The sequence below is a fragment of the Limnohabitans sp. WS1 genome, from assembly GCF_003063265.1.
Classification (GTDB): Bacteria; Pseudomonadota; Gammaproteobacteria; order Burkholderiales; family Burkholderiaceae_C; genus Limnohabitans_A.
On sequence record NZ_NERU01000001.1, the window covers coordinates 38,592 to 61,474 of the forward strand.

At 63.2% G+C, this 22,883-nt stretch carries 22 protein-coding genes; 4 read left to right on the plus strand and 18 right to left on the minus strand.

Annotated elements, in window-relative coordinates:
* The first annotated feature begins 58 nt into the window (after window positions 1–58).
* From pyrC to htpX, 3 genes are all read left to right on the plus strand, one after another.
* On the plus strand, window positions 59–1,096 hold the full coding sequence (gene pyrC / locus B9Z48_RS00100) for a dihydroorotase (RefSeq protein WP_108376763.1): 1,038 nt from the start codon (window positions 59–61) through the stop codon (window positions 1,094–1,096).
* A gap of 59 nt (window positions 1,097–1,155) precedes the next feature.
* Window positions 1,156–1,899, plus strand: coding sequence for a DUF3025 domain-containing protein (locus tag B9Z48_RS00105; RefSeq protein WP_368665897.1), 744 nt, complete (start codon window positions 1,156–1,158; stop codon window positions 1,897–1,899).
* Window positions 1,900–2,009: 110 nt separating this feature from the next.
* Complete coding sequence (htpX, locus tag B9Z48_RS00110) at window positions 2,010–2,885, plus strand: protease HtpX (RefSeq protein WP_108376765.1); 876 nt, start codon at window positions 2,010–2,012, stop codon at window positions 2,883–2,885.
* A 400-nt stretch (window positions 2,886–3,285) separates the two neighbouring features.
* Here htpX and B9Z48_RS00115 read toward each other — a convergent pair whose 3' ends face one another.
* From B9Z48_RS00115 to gspG, 17 genes are all read right to left on the minus strand, one after another.
* On the minus strand, window positions 3,286–4,185 hold the full coding sequence (locus B9Z48_RS00115) for a 5'-nucleotidase (protein ID WP_108376766.1): 900 nt from the start codon (window positions 4,183–4,185) through the stop codon (window positions 3,286–3,288).
* A 49-nt stretch (window positions 4,186–4,234) separates the two neighbouring features.
* The gene (locus tag B9Z48_RS00120) at window positions 4,235–4,858 is read right to left on the minus strand and encodes a DUF3299 domain-containing protein (RefSeq protein ID WP_108376767.1); all 624 of its coding nucleotides are present in this window, start codon (window positions 4,856–4,858) and stop codon (window positions 4,235–4,237) included.
* A gap of 853 nt (window positions 4,859–5,711) precedes the next feature.
* On the minus strand, window positions 5,712–7,004 hold the full coding sequence (locus B9Z48_RS00125; protein ID WP_108376768.1) for an ABC transporter permease: 1,293 nt from the start codon (window positions 7,002–7,004) through the stop codon (window positions 5,712–5,714).
* Window positions 7,001–7,690, minus strand: a complete 690-nt coding sequence (locus B9Z48_RS00130) for an ABC transporter ATP-binding protein (RefSeq protein WP_108376769.1) — start codon at window positions 7,688–7,690, stop codon at window positions 7,001–7,003. The genes B9Z48_RS00125 and B9Z48_RS00130 overlap by 4 nt, the downstream gene beginning before the upstream one ends.
* A gap of 36 nt (window positions 7,691–7,726) precedes the next feature.
* Window positions 7,727–8,677: a DMT family transporter gene (locus B9Z48_RS00135; protein WP_108376770.1), complete on the minus strand. Its 951-nt coding sequence runs from the start codon at window positions 8,675–8,677 to the stop codon at window positions 7,727–7,729.
* 99 nt (window positions 8,678–8,776) lie between these two features.
* Window positions 8,777–10,015: a type II secretion system inner membrane protein GspF gene (gspF, locus tag B9Z48_RS00140; RefSeq protein WP_108376771.1), complete on the minus strand. Its 1,239-nt coding sequence runs from the start codon at window positions 10,013–10,015 to the stop codon at window positions 8,777–8,779.
* A 9-nt stretch (window positions 10,016–10,024) separates the two neighbouring features.
* Window positions 10,025–10,960 (minus strand): MipA/OmpV family protein, encoded by a 936-nt coding sequence (locus B9Z48_RS00145; RefSeq protein ID WP_146186210.1) that lies wholly within the window; start codon window positions 10,958–10,960, stop codon window positions 10,025–10,027.
* A gap of 74 nt (window positions 10,961–11,034) precedes the next feature.
* Window positions 11,035–12,441 (minus strand): GspE/PulE family protein, encoded by a 1,407-nt coding sequence (locus B9Z48_RS00150; protein WP_108377142.1) that lies wholly within the window; start codon window positions 12,439–12,441, stop codon window positions 11,035–11,037.
* A 7-nt stretch (window positions 12,442–12,448) separates the two neighbouring features.
* On the minus strand, window positions 12,449–14,638 hold the full coding sequence (gspD, locus tag B9Z48_RS00155) for a type II secretion system secretin GspD (protein ID WP_108376773.1): 2,190 nt from the start codon (window positions 14,636–14,638) through the stop codon (window positions 12,449–12,451).
* 32 nt (window positions 14,639–14,670) lie between these two features.
* Window positions 14,671–15,474, minus strand: coding sequence for a general secretion pathway protein GspN (locus tag B9Z48_RS00160; RefSeq protein ID WP_108376774.1), 804 nt, complete (start codon window positions 15,472–15,474; stop codon window positions 14,671–14,673).
* Complete coding sequence (gene gspM, locus B9Z48_RS00165) at window positions 15,471–16,046, minus strand: type II secretion system protein GspM (protein WP_158273178.1); 576 nt, start codon at window positions 16,044–16,046, stop codon at window positions 15,471–15,473. Before gspM ends, B9Z48_RS00160 begins: the two co-directional genes overlap by 4 nt.
* Window positions 16,043–17,290, minus strand: coding sequence for a type II secretion system protein GspL (gene gspL / locus B9Z48_RS00170; protein ID WP_108376776.1), 1,248 nt, complete (start codon window positions 17,288–17,290; stop codon window positions 16,043–16,045). The genes gspM and gspL overlap by 4 nt, the downstream gene beginning before the upstream one ends.
* Before the next feature lie 7 nt (window positions 17,291–17,297).
* Entirely contained in the window at window positions 17,298–18,314 is a 1,017-nt protein-coding gene (gspK, locus tag B9Z48_RS00175) for a type II secretion system minor pseudopilin GspK (protein WP_108376777.1), read from the minus strand.
* Entirely contained in the window at window positions 18,311–19,069 is a 759-nt protein-coding gene (locus B9Z48_RS00180; protein ID WP_108376778.1) for a type II secretion system protein J, read from the minus strand. Before B9Z48_RS00180 ends, gspK begins: the two co-directional genes overlap by 4 nt.
* The gene (gspI, locus tag B9Z48_RS00185; protein WP_089963727.1) at window positions 19,069–19,491 is read right to left on the minus strand and encodes a type II secretion system minor pseudopilin GspI; all 423 of its coding nucleotides are present in this window, start codon (window positions 19,489–19,491) and stop codon (window positions 19,069–19,071) included. Before gspI ends, B9Z48_RS00180 begins: the two co-directional genes overlap by 1 nt.
* Window positions 19,488–20,003 (minus strand): prepilin-type N-terminal cleavage/methylation domain-containing protein, encoded by a 516-nt coding sequence (locus B9Z48_RS00190; protein WP_108376779.1) that lies wholly within the window; start codon window positions 20,001–20,003, stop codon window positions 19,488–19,490. The genes gspI and B9Z48_RS00190 overlap by 4 nt, the downstream gene beginning before the upstream one ends.
* Window positions 19,978–20,415 carry a type II secretion system major pseudopilin GspG gene (gspG, locus tag B9Z48_RS00195; protein WP_228769384.1) on the minus strand — a complete coding sequence of 146 codons (438 nt, stop codon included), beginning with the start codon at window positions 20,413–20,415 and terminating at the stop codon, window positions 19,978–19,980. Before gspG ends, B9Z48_RS00190 begins: the two co-directional genes overlap by 26 nt.
* Window positions 20,416–20,436: 21 nt before the next feature.
* Here gspG and B9Z48_RS00200 point away from each other — a divergent pair, with 21 nt between their 5' ends.
* Window positions 20,437–20,913 (plus strand): general secretion pathway protein C, encoded by a 477-nt coding sequence (locus B9Z48_RS00200; RefSeq protein ID WP_108376780.1) that lies wholly within the window; start codon window positions 20,437–20,439, stop codon window positions 20,911–20,913.
* A gap of 237 nt (window positions 20,914–21,150) precedes the next feature.
* Here B9Z48_RS00200 and ilvA read toward each other — a convergent pair whose 3' ends face one another.
* A complete protein-coding gene (gene ilvA, locus B9Z48_RS00205; RefSeq protein ID WP_108376781.1) occupies window positions 21,151–22,698 on the minus strand; it encodes a threonine ammonia-lyase, biosynthetic in 1,548 nt (515 codons plus the stop codon).
* Between the last annotated feature and the right edge of the window lie 185 nt (window positions 22,699–22,883).

Consider the following 22,883-nt stretch of genomic DNA (forward strand, 5'->3'; position numbering starts at 1 on the left):
CAAAAAGACCAAGCCTGCACTTTTTGTGGGCGGTTCAGGGTTTGCGACAATACGCCCCATGACCCAAGAACTCACCCTCATTCGCCCCGATGATTGGCACCTGCATGTGCGCGACGGCGCCGCCCTGAACGTGGTGGTGCCGCACACCGCCGCACAGTTTGGCCGCGCCATCATCATGCCCAACCTCAAGCCACCGGTGACCACCGCCGAGCAGGCTTTGGCCTACAAAAGCCGCATTTTGGCCGCCGTGCCTCAGGGCATGGCTTTTGAGCCCTTGATGACGCTGTATCTGACCGACAACTTGGCACCCGCCGAAATTGCTCGGGCCAAGGCTGCCGGTGTGGTGGCTTGCAAGTTGTACCCGGCAGGTGCCACCACCAACAGCGATGCGGGCGTGACGGATTTGCGCAAAATTTACCCCGTGCTCGAAGCCATGCAGCGTGAAGGCGTGCTGCTGCTGGTGCACGGCGAAGTCACCTCGTCCGACATCGACCTGTTTGACCGCGAAGCCGTGTTCATCGAGCAGCAACTCATTCCCCTGCGCCGCGACTTTCCAGGTCTGAAAATCGTGATGGAACACATCACCACAAAAGAAGCTGCGCAGTATGTGACCGAGGGTGACGCCAACTTGGGCGCGACCATCACGGCACACCACCTGCTGTACAACCGCAACGCCCTGTTTTTGGGCGGCATGCGCCCGCACTATTACTGCCTGCCCGTGCTCAAGCGCGAAACGCACCGGCTGGCGCTGGTGCAAGCGGCCACCAGCGGCAACGCCCGTTTCTTTTTGGGCACCGACAGCGCCCCGCACCCCGCGCACCTCAAAGAGCACGCCAGTGGTTGTGCCGGTTGCTACACCGCGCACGCGGCCATCGAGTTGTATGCCGAGGCCTTTGACCAAGCCGGCGCACTCGACCAACTCGAAGCCTTTGCCAGCTTCCATGGCGCAGACTTTTACGGCCTGCCGCGCAACACGGGCACCATCACCTTGCGCCGTGAAAGCTGGACGCCCGCCGAAAGCTTTGCTTTTGGCGACGCCGAACTCAAGCCCCTGCGCTCGGGCGAAAGCCTGCCGTGGCGCATGGTGAGCCTCTGAGCCATCCCGTCAGCCCCAACCGGCCCGGTTGCCGCTGTGAGGCCGTCAGCGCTTTGGGCGTGTCCGACATCGACTGGACCGCGCCTTGGTTGGCCGACTGGCGGCCAGTGGGGCAGGCCATTGCCCAGCGCGTGGTGGCCGGGCTGCCCCAGCCCCAAGCCCTGAGCGAGGCTGGCTTGGCCCCTGTGGCTTTTGTGCCGCAAGCCGATTTGCCCGAGGGGCAAGCTTACGAAGACTTTATCTTGGCGCATGGCCAGGTGCCCACCCGCGAAGGCTTGCACGACTTTTTCAACGCCTTGTGCTGGATGCACTTTCCGCAGGCCAAGCGCCAGCTCAACCGGCTGCAAGGCGCAGAAATTGCCCGCGCGGGCGTGGGGCAGGTGCGGGGCGCGGTGCGTGATGCGGCCACGGTGTTTGATGAAAACGCTTGGCTGATCCAGCCCTCAGACGCGCTGTGGCAAGCCCTGACCACCCACCAATGGCACGAAGCCTTGGTGACGCGGCGCGATGAATGGCACCACACCCGGCTGTGGACCTTTGGCCATGCCGCACTCGAAAAACTGGTGCAGCCCTACAAATCCATCACGGTGCATTTGTGGCGTGTGCCAGGCGATGTGCCACACGACCAAATCGACGATTGGTTGGCCCATGACCTGACGGCCGACAAACTGGCCCTCAAACCCTTCAGTCCTTTGCCGATTTTGGGTGTGCCAGGGTGGTGGCCGGACAACGCCGACCCGGATTTTTACGAAGACCGCAGCGTGTTTCGTCCGCGCCGGGTCAAACGCTCAGCATCCGCCTGAAAAACCGTACGCCAATCCGGAAATCACCGGGTCATCTTGATTTTGGACAACAAGCCCCTAATATTCGCCACAACGTGCCCGCGTCTTTCGGGTTGAAAGAGAAACCTTCCATGAAACGTATTTTTCTGTTTGTCTTGACCAACATTGCCGTGGTGGTGGTGTTGGGCCTCGTCGCCAGTTTGTTGGGCGTGAACAAATTTTTGACCTCCAACGGTCTGAACCTGGGTGCATTGCTCGGCTTTGCCCTGATCATGGGCTTTGGTGGCGCCATCATTTCTTTGCTCATGAGCAAGTGGATCGCCAAGATGTCCTCGGGCGTGAAGCTCATTGATCAGCCGGCCAACGCCGACGAAGCCTGGATTGTGGACACCGTGCGCAAGTTGGCCGACAAAGCCGGCATCGGCATGCCCGAAGTGGGTGTTTTTGAAGGCGATCCCAACGCCTTTGCCACCGGCGCTTTCCGCGACTCGGCTTTGGTGGCCGTGTCCACTGGCTTGTTGCAAAACATGACCCACGAAGAAATCGAAGCCGTGCTGGCCCACGAAGTGGCGCACATCGCCAACGGTGATATGGTCACCATGGCCCTGATTCAAGGTGTGATGAACACCTTTGTGGTGTTCATCTCGCGCATCGTGGGTTATGCCGTGGACAGCTTCCTGCGCAAAAACGACGAAGAAAGCACAGGCCCCGGCATGGGTTATTTCATCACCACCATCGTGATGGACATCTTGCTGGGTTTTCTGGCGGCCATCATCGTGGCTTGGTTCAGCCGTCAGCGTGAATTCCGTGCCGATGCGAGCGCTGCCCAGTTGATGGGCCGCAAGCAGCCCATGATCAACGCTTTGGCCCGTTTGGGTGGCGTGCACACCGCCGAATTGCCCAAGAGCATGGCCGCCATGGGCATTGCCGGTGGCATCGGCCAGCTGTTCAGCACCCACCCGCCCATCGAAGACCGCATTGCTGCCCTGCAAAACAGCGCTCAGTAAAGCGTCATTCCAACGCTTTTTTGTGTAGGCGCGACGCCCTCGTCGCGAAAAGCCTCGCAAACCACAAGCCATCGCCCCGAGGGCGGGGCTCCCACAAAATACAGGGCATCTCCCCTGTAGGAGCGACGCCCCCGTCGCGAAAAGCCTCGCAAACCACAACCCATCGCCCCGAGGGCAGGGCTCCTACAAAATGCAGGGCATCTCCCTTGTAGGAGCGACGCCCCCGTCGCGAAAAGCCTCGCAGACCACAAGCCATCGCCCCGGGGGCGGGGCTCCTACAAAAAGCAGGGCATCTCCCCTGTAGGAGCGACGCCCCCGTCGCGAAAATCCTCGCAAACCACAAGCCATCGCCCCGGGGGGAGGGGCTCCCAATTGATGGGTCCCATCCACAAGGCAATGCTTACTCTGGGTTGGACACGCCCGATGCGACGTGGCCAGACGGCACATGTCGGGCGGCCGATTCGATGTGGCCGGTTTGGTCGTCAAAAAAGAAATCAGGCTCGAATTCACGCAAAAACTCACCTTTGGGCAAGCCGCCCAAAAACATGGCCTCGTCCACCTCAATGTTCCAATTCATCAGCGTGCGGATGGCGCGTTCGTGGGCCGGAGCGCTGCGGGCGGTGACCAAGGCGGTGCGGATGCGCATGTGGGGTGTGCCCTCTTGTTGCAGTCGTTGCAATGCGGCCAGCAAAGGCTTGAAGGGACCGGCCAGCAGGGGTTGTTCGGCTTTGTCGCGTTCGTGCGCCTGAAAAGCCGTCAGACCTTCCGACTGAAACACCCGTTCGGCCTCGTCCGAAAACAGCACCGCATCGCCATCAAAGGCAATGCGCACCTCGTTCGGGTGAGATTCCGAGGCCAGCGCTGAATGCGGATAGACCTGCGCTGCGGGCACCCCGGCCCCCAAGGCGGCACGCACATCGGACAAATGCGTGGACAAAAACAAATTGGCGTTCAGGGGCTTGAGGTAACGCCAAGGCGGCTGTCCCCGGGTGAAGCTGCCGCGCTGAATGGTCAGGCCGTAGTGCTGCGCCGAGCGGAACACCCGCATGCCCGAGACCGGGTCGTTGCGCGAGAGGATGACCACCTCGACGCGTTGCGCATCGGCGTCGTTGAAGGCCAACAACTTGCGCACCAGAGAAAATGCCACGCCCGGTTTGGCCGGCGCTTCCAGACGCTGCAGCTGCAATTGCATGTAAGCGCGGTCGTCGCCTTGCTCAAACACACGGTTTTCTTCTTCAAAGTCAAACAAGGCCCGCGATGAAATCGCCACGACCAATTGGCCTTCCAGTGAGACGGGCATCGTGATCTCCGGTGCAGTTGAAATGGTGAAGCGCCTTGTCGATGCAGGCTTATTTTTTCTCGGAATAGGGTGTCACCAATTTGGCGTCGATGCGGTAACTGGCCACTCCCATGTGCGAGTCGGTTTTGGTTGCGCTCAGAGTGCCGGTCACCCACACGGTGTCCATGCTGCGAAAGCGCTTGACGGCCTGGTCGAGCTTCACATGCACGATCTGGTTGGCGGGTGGTGGTGGCGAGTGCACGCAGGCCCCAAAGTAAGGCACCAGCAAAAATTCCTTGAGGCCTTCAGGCAAGTCTTCCAGAGGCACCAGGTAGCCAGGCAGGCGCACGTTTTGCCCCAGGATCAAGGGGTTGATGGGGGCGTTGTCCCACATCTGGCGCATTTTTTTCAGCGCTTCATCGGCCTTGGGGTCGTTGTCTTTCAGGCTTTGCAGGTTCAAGGCTTTGAGGTCTTTGTACGGGTCCCAGCCTGCGGGAATGAGCTGCTCCCAGCCGATGGTGCGGGGCGCGCTTGGTGTGCTGGCCCCTTCGGGCGCTGCACCCGCCGACAAAGACGGCTGCACTTGGGGCACAGTCTCGCGTGCGGTCTCGCGCACGCTTTGCGCGAAGACGGACCCGGCCAGCAACAAACCTGCCAGCACTGCGGTGTTTGGAATGACAAAAGTTTTTTTCATAAGAACTCCCAAATGAGCACTGTAAGCCCGCTGGGCCTCTTCAAGGCGTGAAAGCTGGCTCAAGGGCTTGGTTTTTTTGATGGATCTGGCCTTGTGAAGTTTGAAGGGAAAAGCTTGTCTTGTCACAGCGATCAGCGATCAGCGATCAGCGATCAACGATGCGATCCATCTGGCAGCCCCGCCCCCGGGGCGATGGTCTTTTTGTAGGAGCCTCGCCCTCGGGGCGATGGGTCGTGGTCTGCGAGGGTGATCGCGACGAGGGCGTCGCTCCTACAGGGGGAGATGCCCTGCATGTTGTGGGAGCCCGCCCTCGGGGCGATCGGTTGTGGTCTGCGAGGGTGATCGCGACGAGGGCGTCGCTCCTACGGGGGAATGCCCTGCATTTTGTAGGAGCCCCGCCCTCGGGGCGATGGGGTGTGGTCTGCGAGTGTGATCGCGACGAGGGCGTCGCTCCTACGGGGGGAATGCCCTGCATGTTGTGGGAGCCCCGCCCTCGGGGCGATGGGGTGTGGTTTGCGAGGGTGATCGCGACGAGGGCGTCGCTCCTACGGGGGAGATGCCCTGCATGTTGTGGGAGCCCCGCCCTCGGGGCGATCGGTTGTGGTCTGCGAGGGTGATCGCGACGAGGGTGTCGCTCCTACGGGGGGAATGCCCTGCATTTTGTAGGAGCCCCGCCCTCGGGGCGATGGGGCGTGGTTTGCGAGGCTTTTCGCGACGAGGGCGTCGCTCCTACAGGGGGAGATGCCCTGCATTTTGTAGGAGCCCCGCCCTCGGGGCGATGGGGCATGGTTTGCGAGGGTGATCGCGACGAGGGCGTCGCTCCTGCAAAAAACACGTTGCTGTTTGACAGGACTCACACGCGGGGTGACAAGCCATCGGCCAAAGACAGGCGGTAGGCCCGCCAGGCGGGCCCCAGGCTGGCCAGCAAACCGGCCAGCAAGACCGCGCCCGCCAAAGCCAGTTGTGTGGGCAAAGGCGCGGCCAGTTGCAAACGGATGCCCAGCGACTGCTGCAGCCAGGGTGTGGCCAGGGCCATGCCTGCGTAGGCCAGCAGTACACCCAACACAACCCCGGCGCAGGTGACCCACAGCCCCTCTAAAGTGAGCAGGCCCAGTACATGGCGTGGCCCAGCGCCCACGGCACGCAGCACGGCCAGTTCGCGGCGGCGCTCGTTCAGGCCCGCCAGCACCACCGCCATGAGCGAGACCACACTCACCAAAGCCACCAAGGCCGACACGGCCAGCAAGGCGTTTTCGCCCAGGCCCAGCACCGACCACAGCTCACCCAGCGCCACACCGGGCATCACGCCCATCAGCGCTTCTTCTTCGTGAAAATTCACAAAGCGCTGCACATTGAACACCGCTGCCCGACTTTTCAGGCCCACCAAGGCGGCGGTGACTTCTTCGGGCTGTAGGTTGAATTTACGCGCCTGATCGGCCGGGATGTGCCCGCCCGGCATGGGGGTGCCCGCCACCCAGCCCAGGTGCAGGGCTTCCAGTGCTTGCAGGCTCACATGCACCGTGCGGTCCACCGGGGTGCCTGTGGGGGCCAAAATGCCGACCACCTTGAAGGGTTTGTCGGCGTGCTCATCGGCTTGCCCGCCTTCGAGGTCATGGTCATCGTGCAGGCCATGGCCCAGCGTGATGCTTTGGCCCAGGCCATAACCCATCTTTCGCGCTACTTCGGCTCCGATCACGGCCTCGTACAAACCGTCCAGCGTGTCTGCAAATACCGCGCCTTGTTGCAAAACCAGCGGTTGTTTGTCGCCATAGGCAAAGTGCTGAAAGTAAGCGGGTGTGGTGCCCAACACTGGAAAGCCCCGGTGCGAGTCACCCAAACTCAAGGGCACCACCCAGGACACCGAGCGGTGCTGCGCCAGTTTGTTCACGCTGTCCATGCTCATGCTTTGCGGCACGCTGCCAATGTGAAACACCGAAAACAGCATCAACTGCACCGGGCTGCTGCGGGCACCCACAATCAAATCGACGCCGCTGACCGATTGTGAAAAACTGCTGCGGATGTCGTGGCGTAAACGCTCCAAAGTCCACAACAAAGCGGTGGCCAGCGCCAGCGACACCACCACCCACACCAGGGTGCTGCGGCGGTTCCAGGCGCTTTGCCGGGCAATGTTCAGCAGGCTGTTCATGCGCTCACCCCCGCTTGCTGCAAGGCGGGCAAGGACCATTGCACATCAAAACGCACAGCCTGCTGCTCGTCGTGGCTCACACACACCAAGGTGCTGCCCGCCGCGCGTGTCGCCTGCAGCAACAAGCCCATGAAGCCCTGGCGCAAGGCTGCGTCGAGCGCCGAAGTGGGCTCGTCGGCCAGGATCAATTCGGGCTGGCCCATCAGGGCGCGGGCAGCGGCCACACGCTGCTGCTGGCCCACCGACAAGGCGTCGGCGCGGCGGCTCCACAGGGCCTCGGGCAGGGCCATGCGCTGCAACCAGCTTTGGGCCGTGGCCTCGGGGCCACCGCTGGCTTGGCAGCGAGAACGCCGCAGCTTGGAAAAGCGGCAAGGCAGGGTCACGTTGTCCAGCACGCTTAAGAACGGCAGCAAGTTGAACTGCTGAAACACCACGCCCACATGGTCGGCCCGAAAGGCGTCGCGCTGGCCCGCTTTCAAGGCCGCCCAGTCTTGCCCGAGCAAAGACACACGGCCTTGTTGGGGTGTCAACACACCGGCCAGAAGCCCGAGCAAAGTGCTTTTGCCGCAGCCGCTGGGGCCATGCAAAAAAACGGTTTGTCCGGTACTGACTTGCAAGCGCCCCAGTGTCAGGGTGTCTTGGCCCCCTGGAGTCCACGCGTAGCGCAATGGCTCGATGTCGATCACAACACTCTCCCTGTGTAGAGGCGGCAATATACCCCCTCAGTGGGATGTGGAGACCTTTCTCCGGCTTTCTCGGCGGGCAATCCACACAGTGGCCCCCAAGATGACCAAGGCCCCGGCCCAAGTCCACTGGCTGGGCACGTCGCCAAACACCAGCCAGCCCAGCAACGAGGCCCACACCAGGTCCAAAAAGCGCAGCGATTGGGTGGCCGAAATGTCGGCCAAGGCGAAGGCCCGCGTCAGGCAATAGTGGGCCAGCGTGCCCAACACGCCCGTGGCGGCAAAGCCCAGCCATTGCATCAAGGTGGGCGCTTGCCAGTTGGGCAATGCCATGGGCAGGCTCAAAATCGTGACCGTCAAGGCTTGCCACAGCACAATGACGCCTGCTTTTTCGTATCGGGTCAGGGCCTTGGTGATGAGAAAGGATGCGGCGAAGACCGGTGAAGAAGCCAACATGATCAGGTTGAACCAGCCGCCTTCGCCCGACATTTTGGGCAAAACCACCACCAGCACCCCGGCAAAACCCACGATGGCGGCGATCCAGCGGTCTTTGCGCATGGGTTCACCCAAAAACCAGGCGGCCCCGAGCATGATGAAAATCGGCCCGGTAAAACCGATGGCCGTGACGTCGGCCAAGGGAATTTTGGGCAGGGCCGTGAACCACAAAATCAGGCCCAGGGTGTGCACCCCGCCGCGCCAGAACTGGCCCACCATGTTGACGGGCATGTAAGCCCGCCAACCTTCGCGCCAGACCCAGGGCAAGATGAACAGCAGGCCAAACAGATAGCGCAAAAACTGTGACTGGTACACGTCCAAGTGCAGGGTCAACTCCCGTGCAATGGTGTTCAAAAAAGAAAACAACAAGCCGCCCAACACCATCCAGACCATGCCTTGCACCGCCACAGGCCAGGCCGCAAACAGGCGCAGGCCGCGCTGGTACGCGTTGGCGCAGCGCCGAATCCAGGAGAGCGGGGTTTGGGGAGGCGTCATGCCAAAGGCGTGTGCAAAAGGTCTATCACCGGCGCATCTTAAGGCCAGCCCTGCGCGGCCAGGGTCGCTTGCGTTACGTGGCTGCGCGGCCGTACGCCCTCACTTGACCCATTGGTTCAGTTGCATGATGGGCATGAGCACGGCCAGCACAATCAACATGACCACGCCCCCCATGGTCACGATGAGCAAGGGCTCGAGCACCGTGGCCAAGGCCATGGCGCGGCGCTGCACTTCGCTGGACAGCTGCTGCGCCGCCCTTTGCAGCATCAAGGGCAGTTGCCCGGTTTGTTCGCCCAGCCGCGCAAACATCGACAGCAAGCCCGGAAACCGGGCGTTTTGCGCCAAGGCGGTGCCCAGGGGCGCACCTTCGCGCACGCGCACCAGGGCCTCCAGGGCGTCGGCCCGCAGGGCTTGGTTCGACAAGGTGTCGGCCGCTGCTTGCAGCGCTTTGAGAATGGGCACGCCTGCGGCAGTGAGCATGGCCAGGGTGGAGGCAAAGCGGGCGCTGTTGTAGCCCCGGGCCAGCCGCCCAATCAGGGGCAGGCGCAGCCAGGCGGCGTCAAAGCGCAGGCGCAAGGCCTCTTGGCGCATGGCCAATCGAAAGGCCACCCCGGCGGCGGCCAGCACCAACAGCATCAGCCAGCCCCAATGCCGCACCAAATCGCTCAGGGCCAGCATGGCCACCGTCAGGCCGGGCAGTTGGCGTTGGGTGCCGGCAAACACACCGGCCACTTGGGGCACCACCGAGGTCACCAAAAAGACCACGATGGCCAAGGCCACCAGGCTCACGATGGCGGGGTACAACGAGGCCGACAGCAGTTTGGAGCGCAGCACTTGCTGGTCTTCCAGGTCGGCGGCCAATTGGTGCAGCACATCGGACAGGTGCCCGCTTTGCTCGCCTGCGGCGATCACAGCGCGGTCGATGGCGGGAAATTCCTTGGGAAACTGCGCCAAAGCGCGGCCCAAAGTGCTGCCCGAGTTGACCTCGGCCCGGATGGCGGCCATCAGCTGGCCTTGTTTGTCGTGGTCGGCTTCTTCGGCCAGGGCCGACAAGGCGCGTTCAATGGGCAGTCCGCTGCCCACCAAGCTGGCCAGTTGGCGCGTCCACACGGCGCGTTGGCTGCTGCTGAACACCCGTCCCTGGCCTATGGGTCTTTGCCACCAGGGCAAGGCGGCGTCTGCGTCGCTGCCGCTGCCCGAGGCAATGGCCTCGACCAGCAGGGGCACCAGCGACTGCGCTCGCAGTTGGGCGCGGGCGGTTTTCAGGCTGTCGGCCTCCAGGGTGCCTTTGCGCGTGCTGCCATTGGTTTGCAGGGCTTCAAAACGGTAAGCGGGCATGTCGTGTTCTCAGCGGCTGAAGTAAAGCAGGCCCAGTTGGCCATTCCAGCTGAAGTGGCTGGGGCTGACTTCGTTGACTTGTCCCAAGTGGCGCGAGGTGCCCAGGGTGCCAAACCAGGCCCACTGTGGGGTGATGGCGTAGCGGTAACTCATGCCCCAGCCCCAATCGCCCAGACCGGCTTGCCAGCCGCCTTCGGGTGTGGGCCTCAAGCGCAGTTGGGTGGCCCAATGCCGGGCCGTGGCCCACGAGGCACCGCTGCTCAGGCTCAGGGCGCTGCGTTCGCTCAAGGGCCACAGATAAGACACGCCCATGGACAAGGTGGTGCCATCGCCCCGGTTCATCAGGTCTTGTGTGACATCGCTGCCCAGCGACCAGTGTTTGTCGAGTTGGTAGCTCGCACTGACGCGCCCGCGCACGGTGTTTTTGCCCGAGCTGAAGCCATCAAAACTGCTGTTGTCCTGGATGTTCTGGATGCGTGCAGACAAGGACAAGTGCAGCCGATCGTCATCACGAAGGTCATAAGCCAAATTGGTGGCTTCGCGGTAACCGCTGAATTTGAACCATTCGTCGCCCGTGGCATGTCCCAGTCGCCAGCGTCCGTAGCGCAGGCCCAGCACCGGGCGAAGTGCCAGGCTTTTGCGGCCATCGGCTTGTTCACTGGACTTGAGTTTGAGCCCCAGGGTGTACTGCCAGCGTTGGGCAGGGGCCTGTGCGGGGGCCGGGTCTGCTGTGGCTGGGCGGTCGGGGGCCGCATCATGGGGCGTATCTGGGGCCACAGCCTGGACCGTACCCTGGACTGCATCAGGGGCCACCGTGGGTGTGGTCTGAGTGGATGGTTCAGGGGGCTGAGTTTGAGCGTGCGCTGCGCCCACCAGCCCTGTCCAACTCGCCATGGTCGCCAGCAAGCAGCAAGCCCATGCCAGTGCCCGCAGACGAAGGCCCATGGCTGAGCCTATGGGCTTGGGCGGGGTCTTCAGAGGGGCGCTGCGATGCGGCAAAGGTGTGGGGTGCATGCGCATCAGTCGCGTGTCACGCGCAGCAGTTCTTCGGCGCTGGTGATGCCCGCATCGACCAGACGCTGGCCATCGTCGCGCATCAGCACCATGCCTTGCGCCAACGCGGTGGCCCGCAAGTCGGCTTCGGCAGCACGGTTGTGGATTTGCGCCTTGATGGCATCACTGGCCACCAGCAGCTCAAACACCCCGGTGCGCCCGGCGTAACCGGTGTGCCCGCAGATGTCGCAGCCCGCACCATGGCAGGCGGTGCAACGCTTGCGCACCAGGCGCTGGGCCAGCACACCCAAGAGCGACGAGCTGAGCAAAAACGGCTCGACGCCCATGTCGATCAGGCGGTTCACGGCACTGGCCGCGTCGTTGGTGTGCAGCGTGGCCAGCACCAGGTGGCCTGTGAGCGAGGCCTGAATGGCGATCTGCGCGGTTTCAAAGTCGCGGATCTCGCCGATCATGATCACGTCCGGGTCTTGCCGCAGGATGGCCCGCAAGGCTTTGGCAAAGCTCAGGTCGATCTTGGCGTTGACCTGCGTTTGGCCCACGCCGGGCAGCTCGTATTCGATGGGGTCTTCCACCGTCATGATGTTGTTGCGTGTTGCGTCCAGGCGCTGCAGCGCGGCATACAGGCTGGTGGTTTTGCCCGAGCCGGTGGGGCCGGTGACCAGCAAAATGCCGTGAGGCTGGTGGATCAACTGGTCAATTTGCTGCAAGACGCGGCCCTGCATGCCCACCGCTTCCAGTGTCAAGCGCGCTTCACTTTTGTCGAGCAAACGCAACACGGCCCGTTCGCCATGGGCGCTGGGCAGGGTGGACACACGCACATCGACCGCGCGGGAGCCCAGGCGCAGGCTGATGCGGCCGTCTTGGGGGAGTCGTTTTTCTGCAATGTCGAGTTCGGCCATGATTTTCAGGCGCGAAATCAATGCGGCATGCAGCGCCCGGTTCGGTTGTACAACTTCGCGCAGGGTGCCGTCGATGCGAAAGCGCACACTCGAATGGCGTTCATAGGGCTCGATGTGGATGTCGCTGGCCCCGTCGCGTGCCGCCTGCGTGAGCAAGGCGTTGAGCATGCGGATGATGGGCGCGTCGTCGCTGGCCTCCAGCAGGTCTTCCACGGCGGGCAGGTCTTGCATCATGCGAGACAGGTCGGCTTCGGATTCGACCTCGCTGACCACGGCGGCAGCGCTCGATGAGCTGTTGGCCTGGCCACCCGAGTAGGCCTGGTGGATGCGTTGGGCCAGTTCGGTGGCGCTGCTGTGCTGCATCTGCCAATGGGGCCCGGCAAACTGGCGTGTCACCTCGGACAGCGCCGAGCGATCGCTCTCGTCACAAAACCACAGGTTCAGGGCCTGCGCATCGTCTTCGAGCAGCAAACGATGGGTGCGGGCAAAGGCATAGGGCAGGGGGTAGCGCATGGGCAACTCAGGGCTTGGCTGGGGCGGGGGCCGAGGAAGTGGCTGGATCGCCACCGTTCAATGGGGGAAGGACGGCCGAGCCGGGCACGGGAAGCGCACCGTTGGCGGCGGGCTGAAAACTCATCTGGTTGAGCCGCATTTGTTCGTAACGGCCCAGCGACAGGGCTTCGGTGGCCGCACCGTCACGCACCACCACCGGGCGCAAAAACACCATCAGATTGGTCTTCTTGCGGCTGCGGGCTTCGGCCCGAAACAGGTTGCCAAGGATCGGGACGTCACCCAAGCCGGGCACTTTTTCTTGGGTGTTGGTGGTGTCGTCTTGCAGCAAGCCGCCCAGCACCACGATGGAGCCATCGTCGACCAGCACACTCGACTCGATCGAACGCTTGTTGGTGATCAGCCCCGCGGTGGACGAGCTTTTGCTGTCGATGCTGCTGACTTCCTGGAAGATTTGCATCTTCACCGTGCCGTTTTCACTGATTTGCGGCTTGACGCGCAGGGTCAGGCCCACGTCTTTGCGCTCGATGGTCTGAAACGGGTTGACCGCTCCGGCGTTGGTGTTGTTGGACGTGTATTGGCCGGTCACAAAGGGCACGTTTTGGCCAATGACGATTTTGGCTTCTTCGTTGTCCAAGGTGAGCAAATTGGGCGTTGACAGCACATTGGCGTCGCCATTGGACTGTAAAAACCGCGCCAATGCGCCCAAGGCCAGCACGCCGTTGCGCCGCTCGCCAACGGCCACGTTCAGGCCTGTGGAGGGGGTGTAGTTGCCAGTGGCTGCGTTGGCCGCCAAGTTGAACAAATTGGTGCCGCCCACCGCAAAGTTGGTGCCCAACAGGCCCACGGCGCTGCCACTGTTGCCCGTGCCGCTGAGCCACTGCACACCAAACTCGGCGGCCTTGTCGGCGCTGACTTCGGCAATCAGGCTTTCCACAAACACCTGAGCGCGGCGTTGGTCGAGCATCTCGATCACCGAGCGCAGTTGCCGGTATTGCGGTTCGGGGGCGGTGATGATGAGCGAGTTGGTGGCCGGGTCGGCCTGGATTTGGCCGCCTGTGGAGGGGCTGGCGCTGGCGTTCAGGCTGGTTGTGGCAGCCGATGCCGGACCCGCAGGTGCCGGGTTGCCCGTGCTGGCCGGGCTGCTGGGTGTGCTGCGCGATTCGCCGGCCAAGGCGGCACGCAAGGTGATGGCCAGCTTGGTGGCGTCGGCATTCTTCAGGTACACCACATGGATGTTGCCACTGGCCGCGCCCGCCCCGGTGGCGCTGGGTTGGTCCAGTTGGCTGACCAGGCCCCGCACCAAGGCCAGACGGGCCGGGTTGGCGGCACGCACGATCAAGGCGTTGGTGCGCACGTCGGGCAGCACGGTGGTTTTGAACAAGTTGTCGGTTTGTCCTTGGCTGGCCACGGCGGCAGCGGCCGTGGATTCGAGCAGGCGCAGCACCATGGGGGCCAGGTCGCTGGCCACGCCGTGTTGCAGCCGGATCATCTCGACCCCGGTGGCGTTGGCCACATCGAGTGCCGCCACGATGCGGGCCAGGCGTTGCAGGTTCTCGCTGTAGTCGGTGATCACCAAGGCGTTGGTGCCCGGGTTGACGTTGATGGTGTTGTTGGGGCTGATGAGGGGGCGCAGCACCGGCACCAGGTTGTTGGCGTTTTCGTGGTTGAGTCTGAAAATTTGGGTGATGATTTGGCCGCTGCTGGCGGGCACAGCACCGGCCGAGACGGCGCTGCTTTGCAGCTTGGCTTCGGCCTCAGGCAGCACGGTGTACAGCCCCGACGACTCCACGAGGGCAAAGCCTTGGGTGCGCAGTTGCACGGCAAACAGGCGCAAGGCTTGGGCGGGGGGCACGGGCAGTTGGCTGGACAGCGAGACGGTGCCCTTGACCCGGGGGTCCACTACCACGTTGTGCCCAGACAAGGTGGCCAAGGTGCGGGCCACGGCTTCGATGTCGGCGTTGACAAAGTTGAGCGTGACCGGCTCTTGCCGCTTGGCTTTGCGGGTGGCTGACTTGGCTTTGGGCTGGGTTGTGGTGGTGGCCGAGTTCAGGGCCGCGCTGGGGGCCTGGGCGGGCTCGGTGTTGGGGGCCTGAGCCAGTGCGCTGGACAGGCAGACCCAGCTCAGTGCCAGAGGCTGCCACAGGCGTTTGGATGGCAAGGGCTGGGACAAGCGGGCAAAGAAAGGGGTGGCGTTCATGGTGTGGGCGGGTTCAATCGGTGGTGTGGGGTTCAGCCCAAAGACAGCAGGCTGCGTGGGCCTTGGCGGCGGCCCACAATGTTCAGCAAATTGGACAGGGCCGCTTCGTGCCCTTCTTGGGCGCTGGCTTCGCCTGTAAAGCGCAGGCGTGCGCCGACCCATTGGCCTTGACCGCTCAAGAGCAAAGGCCCTTGCAGGGTGCTCAAGAGCAGCTCGGGGGTGGCGGTGCCTTCGGGGCGACCGTTCAGGTGAATGAGGTAACTGCCCATGGGCTTGAGGGTGCTCAGGCGCGAGGACAGTTGTTGCACTTGCAGCTCGACTTGGCCTGTCATTTGCAGTCGGCCTTCGCTCCAGCGCAGTTGCAGGCCTTCGGTGCGCCATTGCAGCTGGCCTTCGGGTTGCAGGGTGTTCCAGGGGGCACCCAGTCCACTGAGCAAGGCGGCTGGCCATTGCGAGAGGTGGTCGCTGAGGCTCAGTTGCAAGGTGGACAGGCCAAACTGCAGCGTCACACTGGCCGCTTGTGCCATGCAGCATTCGGCACGCCAAAGCACGCGCATGCCCGTCCAGGTGGGTTGAATGCGCCAGCGCAGCCGACCGGGCAGGCCTTGCGCATCGCGGCTGCCATTGCCCCCGCTGAGCACCACTTGCGCCGATCCGGCCCACAGGCTGTTGCGTGGGTCGATCAGTTGCACGCGTCCTTGGCTGGCTTGCGCCACGCCCCAGGCCAGCCAGCGTGCGGGGGCCCACACGCAGATGGCCACCAGCAGGCCCAGCCATGCGCCCCAAAGTGCATGACGCCATCGCGGGCGCAGGGCAGGGGTGATGCGCTGGTTCATGGCGTGGCGGGCAAGCGAAGCACCACACTGCCGCGCCAATGCACAGCGTTGGCGTCGGCGGGCGCAGCGCCGGGGGATGTGAGGGCGGTTGTGAGGGCTGTTGCGGGGGGGGCCAGTTTTTGCGTCGGCAGCACCTGTTGCAGCTGGGCTTGCACCGGCAGGGCCTGGGCCCGTTCCCGGGCTTGGCTGAGCCAGCGGGCCATGCTTTCGGCGGGGGCCGATTCCACACTCAAGGTGGCGCGATCGCCTTGCAGCTGAATGCGTGCGCCCGTGCCCAGATCGCGCACGCTGGCTTCCAGCCATTGGCGGGCTTGGGCGGCGGTGTTGGCGGGGGCCGATTGCAGTTGTTTGGCTTGGGCTTGCAGTTCGCGCATGCGCTGGGTTTGCCGGTCCAGCTCGGCTTGCTTGGCAGGGGCTTGCTGCCAGGTTCGCCAGGCGGGGTTCAGGGCCAGGCTCCACAGCAAAGTCAGAGTCAGCAGCAGGGCGACCAAGGCCAAGCCCTTTTTTTCGCGTGGATTGCGTTGTTGCCAAGCCTGTTGCAGCGCTTGCAGGGGCAAGTGGGTGCGGCTCATGGGGTGCTTTCCTTGGCGGGGGTCACAGACATCAACCAGCCTTCGCCTTCTGGCGTGAGCAGGTAGCCCCGGGCTTGCAGGGCGGTTTTCAGGGCAGAGGACTCGCTGGCACCGGCTTGAAAGCCTTGCAGCCGCAGCTGGCCGTTTTGGTAGGCCCATTGGCGCGGCGCGGCCGTGCCTGCCGGCAGGGCCTGGCCCAGGGCGGCGAGCATGACTTCCAGGTCGGCAGGCCCCAGTTGGCCAGAATTTTGTTGCAAGCGTTCGACTTCTCGCGCCATCTGGACCGGGGCGTCCACCACAAGCTGGGTTTGTGGGAAGCTGTCTTTGAGCATGCGAGCCCAGCTTTGTTCTTCGGCCTGCCAGTTGACGCGTGTTTTCCAGGCCCAGGCGTTCAGGCCGAGCACTTGGCTGAGCAGCAACAGGCCCAAGGCCCAGCGGGTCGGTCGCCAGGCGGGGCTGTTCCACAGGGCGCTCAGGCCCTTTTGGCCCTGTTTGAGGTAACGCGCTTGGGCGTTGGCCCGAAAGTCAAACTGCGCCAAATCCCAATCGGAGGCGACCGCCTGGAGCCAGTGTTGCCCCGGGGGCATGAGTTGGGCCGGGCGGCCCAAGGCTTCGGTGATGGGGCCCACCACGGCCGACTCGGCCAGCAGCTGGGCGCTTTGCAGCGCTTGGGGGCTCAGTCCAAAGCGTTCTGCCAGCGTGCGCATGGGCTCAAGGGGCATGCCCCAGACGCCGCGTTCGGGGTGCGCTGCCCACAGCCAGCCGCTTGGGGCATCGCCCAAAGCCAGCAGTTGAAGAGGCGCTTTGCCCGGTGCGATTTCGGGCACGATGCGGTGCACCTGCAGACCGACTTGTTCGAGCGCTTGGAGGTGTTCGCGCAGCCATTGGCGTTGGCACACGCCTACCCAGGGCTGGGGCAAGTCTTTCCAGCCGGTTTGCAAAGCCATGTGCAACTGGGCGGGGTCGTCGAGCAGGCGGTCTTCGAGCAGGCCTTGCAAGGCGGCTTGCAGGCGTGAAGCCTGTTTGTGCAGGCCCGGGGGCAACTCAACCCGGTGCCACGACAGGCAGGCCGCGGGCAACAAAACCAGCACTTCGGTCTGTCGGTCAGCGCTGGGCAACAAGGTGCTGGCCGACCACTGCAGGCGCACAGAGGCCGTTTCACGCTCGGGCTGCACCAGGGCGTGGGGGTAAACCGTGGCGGGGCCGGCGGGGCCGGGGGGCAATTGAATGATCAGGGTGCGCATGTGCGATTCATTGTAGAGGGGCACTGTGACTTTGCTGGGGGCTTTTGACCCGCCACAGCATGCGCACTTGGTTGCCTTCGCGGCGCACCAAGGCCAGCTCTTGCTGGACCACGTTGTCGATGCGCATGCGCCCCAGCACCTCAAAGTAACGGCTTTGCACGCTGTGCTGTTTTTCATTGAGCTGCAAACCTGCCGGTCCCAGTGCCTCGCGGGCCGCGTTCAGACTGGCCCAGTGCCCCCGTGCCCGCAAAGCCACCGCTTGGCGTGCTGAGGACAGGTCAAAACCGACCAGGCTGGCCGAGAGCACTTCGGCTGAGGCGGTGTTGAGGTTGATGGGCGTGGGCTCGGGCAGCACGGTGATGTGATCTTGCAAGGCAAGCAAGGTGGCCGCGCTCAGGCCCATCCAGCGCAGTTGGGCGGTTTGTTGCGGCACCAAGGGCGCTGCTGTGGCATTGCGCGAGGTGGTCGGGGGAACCGCTTGGGGTTTTGTGGCCAGCCAAGCGTCGACCAGCTTTTGCAGCTCGGACGCGGGCAGTTGCAAACGGTCAAACAGGGCTGTCAATTGCGCCAGGGCCAGGGGTGAGGGTTTGCCGTCTTCGGTCAGATTGGCCAGGTTCATGCGCGATTGGGCATCGGTGATTCGGCCCGATAAAAAGACTTCAGCATCGTCTTCGCGCCATTGCTGGTCTTGTGACAAAAACGAAGACAGTTTGGATTCTTGCACCGGCAAAGCCCAAGGTTCACCCAAATGGTCAACGCTTGCACCTTGGGCAGAGGCCGCGTCTTCGCGCAAGATCAGTCGGGCCCAGTCCAGGGCCCCGGTCATCATCCAGGCGGTTTGGCTGCGACCCCGTTCAGCGGATTCAATTTCAACTTGCCGCCACTGTTGCCACAGGGCGGCACTGGCCAGCGTGGCCACCAGCGCCACGGTGAGCATGGCCACCAACAAGGCGGCACCGGCTTGGCCCGGTTGTTTGGCGTGTCGCGCTGTTGGGGCGTGACCAGGGGTGTAGGGCCGCTTCATGAGGGGGCTCCAGACAAGGTGGGGCGCACCCAATCGAGCGTCAGGGGACCTGCCCCTGCAGGTCCGGGGGGCAAGCTCAGCACCAGACGCACACCATCAGGTGTTGTGCTGGCGCTGGTGGCTGCTGGGGTGGGGGCGGCGGCAGGCGTGTTGGGTCGTGGGGGTGACTGGGGTGGGGTGTTGGGGCCTGCCGTCACGGCATCGCTGGACAAAGGGTTGGTCCACGCGCCGCCCCGGTGCACAAAAATTTGCCAACCCGCCAAAGGGTGGATTTGAATTTGCCCGGCGCGGGCTGCATCGTCAGGTGTTTGGCTCCATTGCCGGGCCGCATCCCAGGCGGTTTGCCAGTCCTGGCTTTGGGTCAGTGGGGGCGATTGCCAGCGTTGCCAGTCGCCGCCACCGGGCCGACCTGGGTCGATGCGCCACGTCCAGGCCACCACCTGCACACTGGGCACAGGGCCGTTGGGTGATGGGGGGGCGTCTGCGCTGCGGCGTGTCAGGCGCAGCACCTGCCCGTCCCAGTCCCAGCTGGGGGTGCCGGCCAATTCGGCCAATTGGTCCAGGTCGGTTTGCCATTGGGCCAGGCCCGCTTGCAAGGTGCGGATGTCGTCGGCACGGGTTTGCAAACCACTTTGGGTGCGCAGCATGCCATCAATTCCGCGCCAGGCCATCAGGCTCATCAAGGCCATGATGGCAATGGCCACCAGCACTTCGATCAGGGTGAAGCCGCGTGCACGGGAGGACAGGGGTGCCATCAGTTGCGCCCCATCACGGTGGACAGTTGAAGCACATAGCGGCCTTCGTCCAGCACCCGGGCATCGACCCGCCGAAAATTCGGGTTGGGGGTGGGGCGCACCGACACCTCCACTTGCAGCTGGCGACCGGCTTGGGGGCATTCGATGCTGCGGTTGCCGTTGTCCGGCAGTTGTCGTCGCAATCGCAGGGCAATGAGTTCGTTCTCGGCGCAAATTTGGCCCAGCATGCTGACGGTCTGGCGATCGGCGTTGCGCAGCAGCGAGCCGGTGGCCTGCAGCCCGGCCAACAGGGCCACAGCCGTGATGCCCAAAGCGACCAACACCTCGATCAGGGTGAAGCCTTGCGCCGATGGGCCAAAGCGTCCACCGCTGCGGCGGGCTGTTTCAGGCCTGTGGGGGCCGCTGTTGCGCGGGGCACTCATGGTGGGGTGCTGCCGTTGGGGGGAAGGTTTTGTACCCGAAAAGGGCGCAGGCCATCGGTGACCACCCACAAGCGCTGGTCCGGACGTTCGCTGCTGCTCAGGGCCAAAGCTTGGGGTCCGATGAGGGGCTCCGGCCCCAAAATCAGGGTTTGGCCAGGTGCTGTGCGGGTGGTGTCGCTCAGCCATTGGCGGGGCAGCCCGGGGGGCGGCAGGCCTTCAAAAACAAAGGCCGAGCCAGATTCGGCACCTGGCGTCCGCCAAACCACGGGCAAGCCGTTCGCACGGGCTTGGGCACGGCCGGTTTCCAGCAGTGCGGCCAGGCGCTCGGCGTCGCGTTGCAAGGCACTGTCTGCGCTGTCACGCAGCGACAGGCTCACACCCGCCATGGCCAGCACCATCAAGACCATGACCACCAGCAGTTCGAGCAAGGTGAAGCCCCTGCACCGGGCGGCGGGGCCAACGTGTCGCAGGGGGCGCAGTGTGGGCTTATTGCCAGCTGCCGATGTCTGCATTGTTGCCCTCGCCGCCGGCTTGACCGTCAGCGCCAAAGGACAGCACATCCACTTCACCCTTGATGCCGGGGTTCATATATTGGTAGGGGCGTCCCCAGGGGTCATTGGGCAGCTTGTCCAGGTAGGGCTTCCAGTTGCCGGGCACGGGTTCGGTGGTGGGCTTGAGGGTGAGTGCACCCAGGCCTTGAGCCCCCGTGGGGAAACGCTGGTTGTCCAGCTTGTAAAGTTTGAGGGCCTGCATCAGGTTGCCCACATCGGTGCGAGCGGCCGTGATGCGGGCATCGTCGGCGCGGCCCAATACATTGGGCACGATGAGCGCGGCCAGCACGCCAATGATGGCCAGCACGACCATGAGTTCGATCAGGGTGAAGCCCCGCTGACGGCGGGCTGAAGGGGTGGCAGGTGTTTTCATGGCGTCGATCATAATGCGCCCATGTTACTGTCCAATTTTGCATTTGCAGCCCGCCCCTGGTGGCCCGCATTCATGAGCGCCTGCATGGGGTGCGCCGCAGCGGCCAGCGTGGTTTATTGGGTGCTCCAGTTCCCATCGGGCGGGACCGCATCCTCTGTGCCGCTGGTGTCCAACCCTGCTTCCATGGCCCGCCCGGCGGGCGCTGAAGATACCGCTCACTTGCAGCGTGCCTGGGGCGTCAAAGGCCTCGCACCGGTGATGAGTGTGGCGCAGTCCAGTCGCTACCAATTGTTGGGTGTGGTGGCCGGTGCTTCGGGCCAAGGCAGTGCCTTGATCGCCATCGATGGCCAAGCGCCCAAGGCCTACCGCGCAGGACAGGCGCTGTCAGAGGGGCTGTTTTTGCAAAGCCTGAACCAGCGCCAAGCCCAAGTGGGAGCCGCACCGATCGGCCCGTCCTCGTTCACCCTGTCCCTGCCTGCCCTCAACAAAACCCCTTGACCCCCGCCCCCTCTGTAGGAGCGACGCCCCCGTCGCGATCAAGCCTCGCAGACCACCAAGAATCGCCCCGAGGGCGGGGCTCCCACAAAGAGCCAGGCCCCATTGCCCCGAGGGCAGGGCTCCCACAAAGAGGCCGCCCCCATTGCCCCAAGTGCAGGGCCCCCACAAAGAGGCCGCCCCCATCACCCCGAGGGCAGGGCTCTGCATTTCGCCTATGGGTCCTTGCCCTGCAAGCGATCAACTGCGCAAAAACAAACGGTAAACCGGGTTGTCGGTTTCTTCGTTGTAGGGATACCCCAGCGTTTTGAGGAACTTGTCAAACGCTTTGTTGTCTTTCGGGGGCACCTGCAGGCCGACCAAGATGCGGCCGTAGTCGGCCCCTTGGTTGCGGTAATGGAACAAACTGATGTTCCAACCTGGGCGCATCAGGCTCAAAAATTTGAGCAAAGCCCCCGGGCGCTCTGGAAATTCAAAACGCAGCAAGCGCTCGTCTTGTGACAGGGCCGAATGCCCACCCACCATGTGGCGGATGTGCTCTTTGGCCAGTTCGTCGTGTGTCAGGTCAATTGCCTTGAACTGTTGCTTGTTGAACTTGGCCGTGATCTTGCTGCTTTCGCCTTTACCGTGTGTGCTCAGACCCAAAAACACATGGGCCTGGTCGGAGTCGCTCATGCGGTAGTTGAACTCGGTCACGTTGCGGGGGCCGCCCGGCAAGCTGCCAATCAACTCCAAAAAGCGCTTGAAACTGCCGCGCTCTTCGGGAATCGTGACGGCAAACAAGGCCTCTTTTTCTTCACCCACGTCGGCCCGTTCGGCCACAAAACGCAGGCGGTCAAAGTTCATGTTGGCACCACACAAAATGGCGGCGTAGGTTTGCCCTTTGGTTTTGTGGGTGGCCACATACTGCTTGATGGCAGCCACCGCCAATGCACCTGCAGGCTCCACAATCGATCGGGTGTCCACAAAAATGTCTTTGATGGCGGCGCACACCGCATCGGTGTCCACGGTCATGAATTCGTCCACCAAGCCCCGTGCCACGCGAAAGGTCTCTTCGCCCACCAATTTGACCGCTGTGCCGTCCGAAAACAGGCCCACATCGGTCAAGTTGACGCGTTTTTTGGCCGCCACCGACTGCATCATCGCGTTGGAGTCGTTCATTTGCACGCCGATGACCTTGATCCCGGGGCGCACGGCCTTGATGTAGTTGGCCACGCCAGAGATCAAACCGCCCCCGCCAATGGCCACGAACACCGCATCGATCGGCCCCTGATGCTGGCGCAGGATTTCCATGGCAATCGTGCCTTGCCCGGCGATCACATCTGGATCATCAAAAGGATGAACAAAGGTCAGGCCCTGTTTTTTTTGCAAGGTCAATGCGTGGTTGTAGGCGTCGGAATAGCTCTCGCCAAACAACACCACGTTGCCACCCAGGCCTTTGACGGCGTCGATCTTGACTTGCGGGGTGGTGGTGGGCATGACGATGATGGCCCGGGTGCCCAGTTTGCTCGCGCTCAAGGCCACGCCCTGAGCGTGGTTGCCCGCCGAGGCGCAAATCACACCGTTATGAAGTTGCTCAGGCGTGAGCTGCGCCATTTTGTTGTACGCCCCACGCAGTTTGAAACTGTGCACAGCCTGCTGGTCTTCGCGCTTCAAATAAACCTTGTTGCCCAAGCGGCGAGACAGGTGAGTGGCCGACTCCAGAGCCGATTCGGTGGCCACATCGTAGACCTTGGCGTTCAGGATTTTTTTGAGGTAATCGGCAGGAGTGAGGTGTTTTGTCGTCATGACCTAAGCGATGAAAGGCAGCGCACATCGCAGAAAAAAAGAATGACCTTGATGATAACGGGCAAAAAAAATGCCCCAAACCTTGCGGCTTGGGGCAAATCCACCTTTTCAGAGGGTGGAGGAGACAAACGGTGCATGCAAAAAAGCACGCTTGTTCGCAATTGTACGGGTCTTTTGTTGCAACG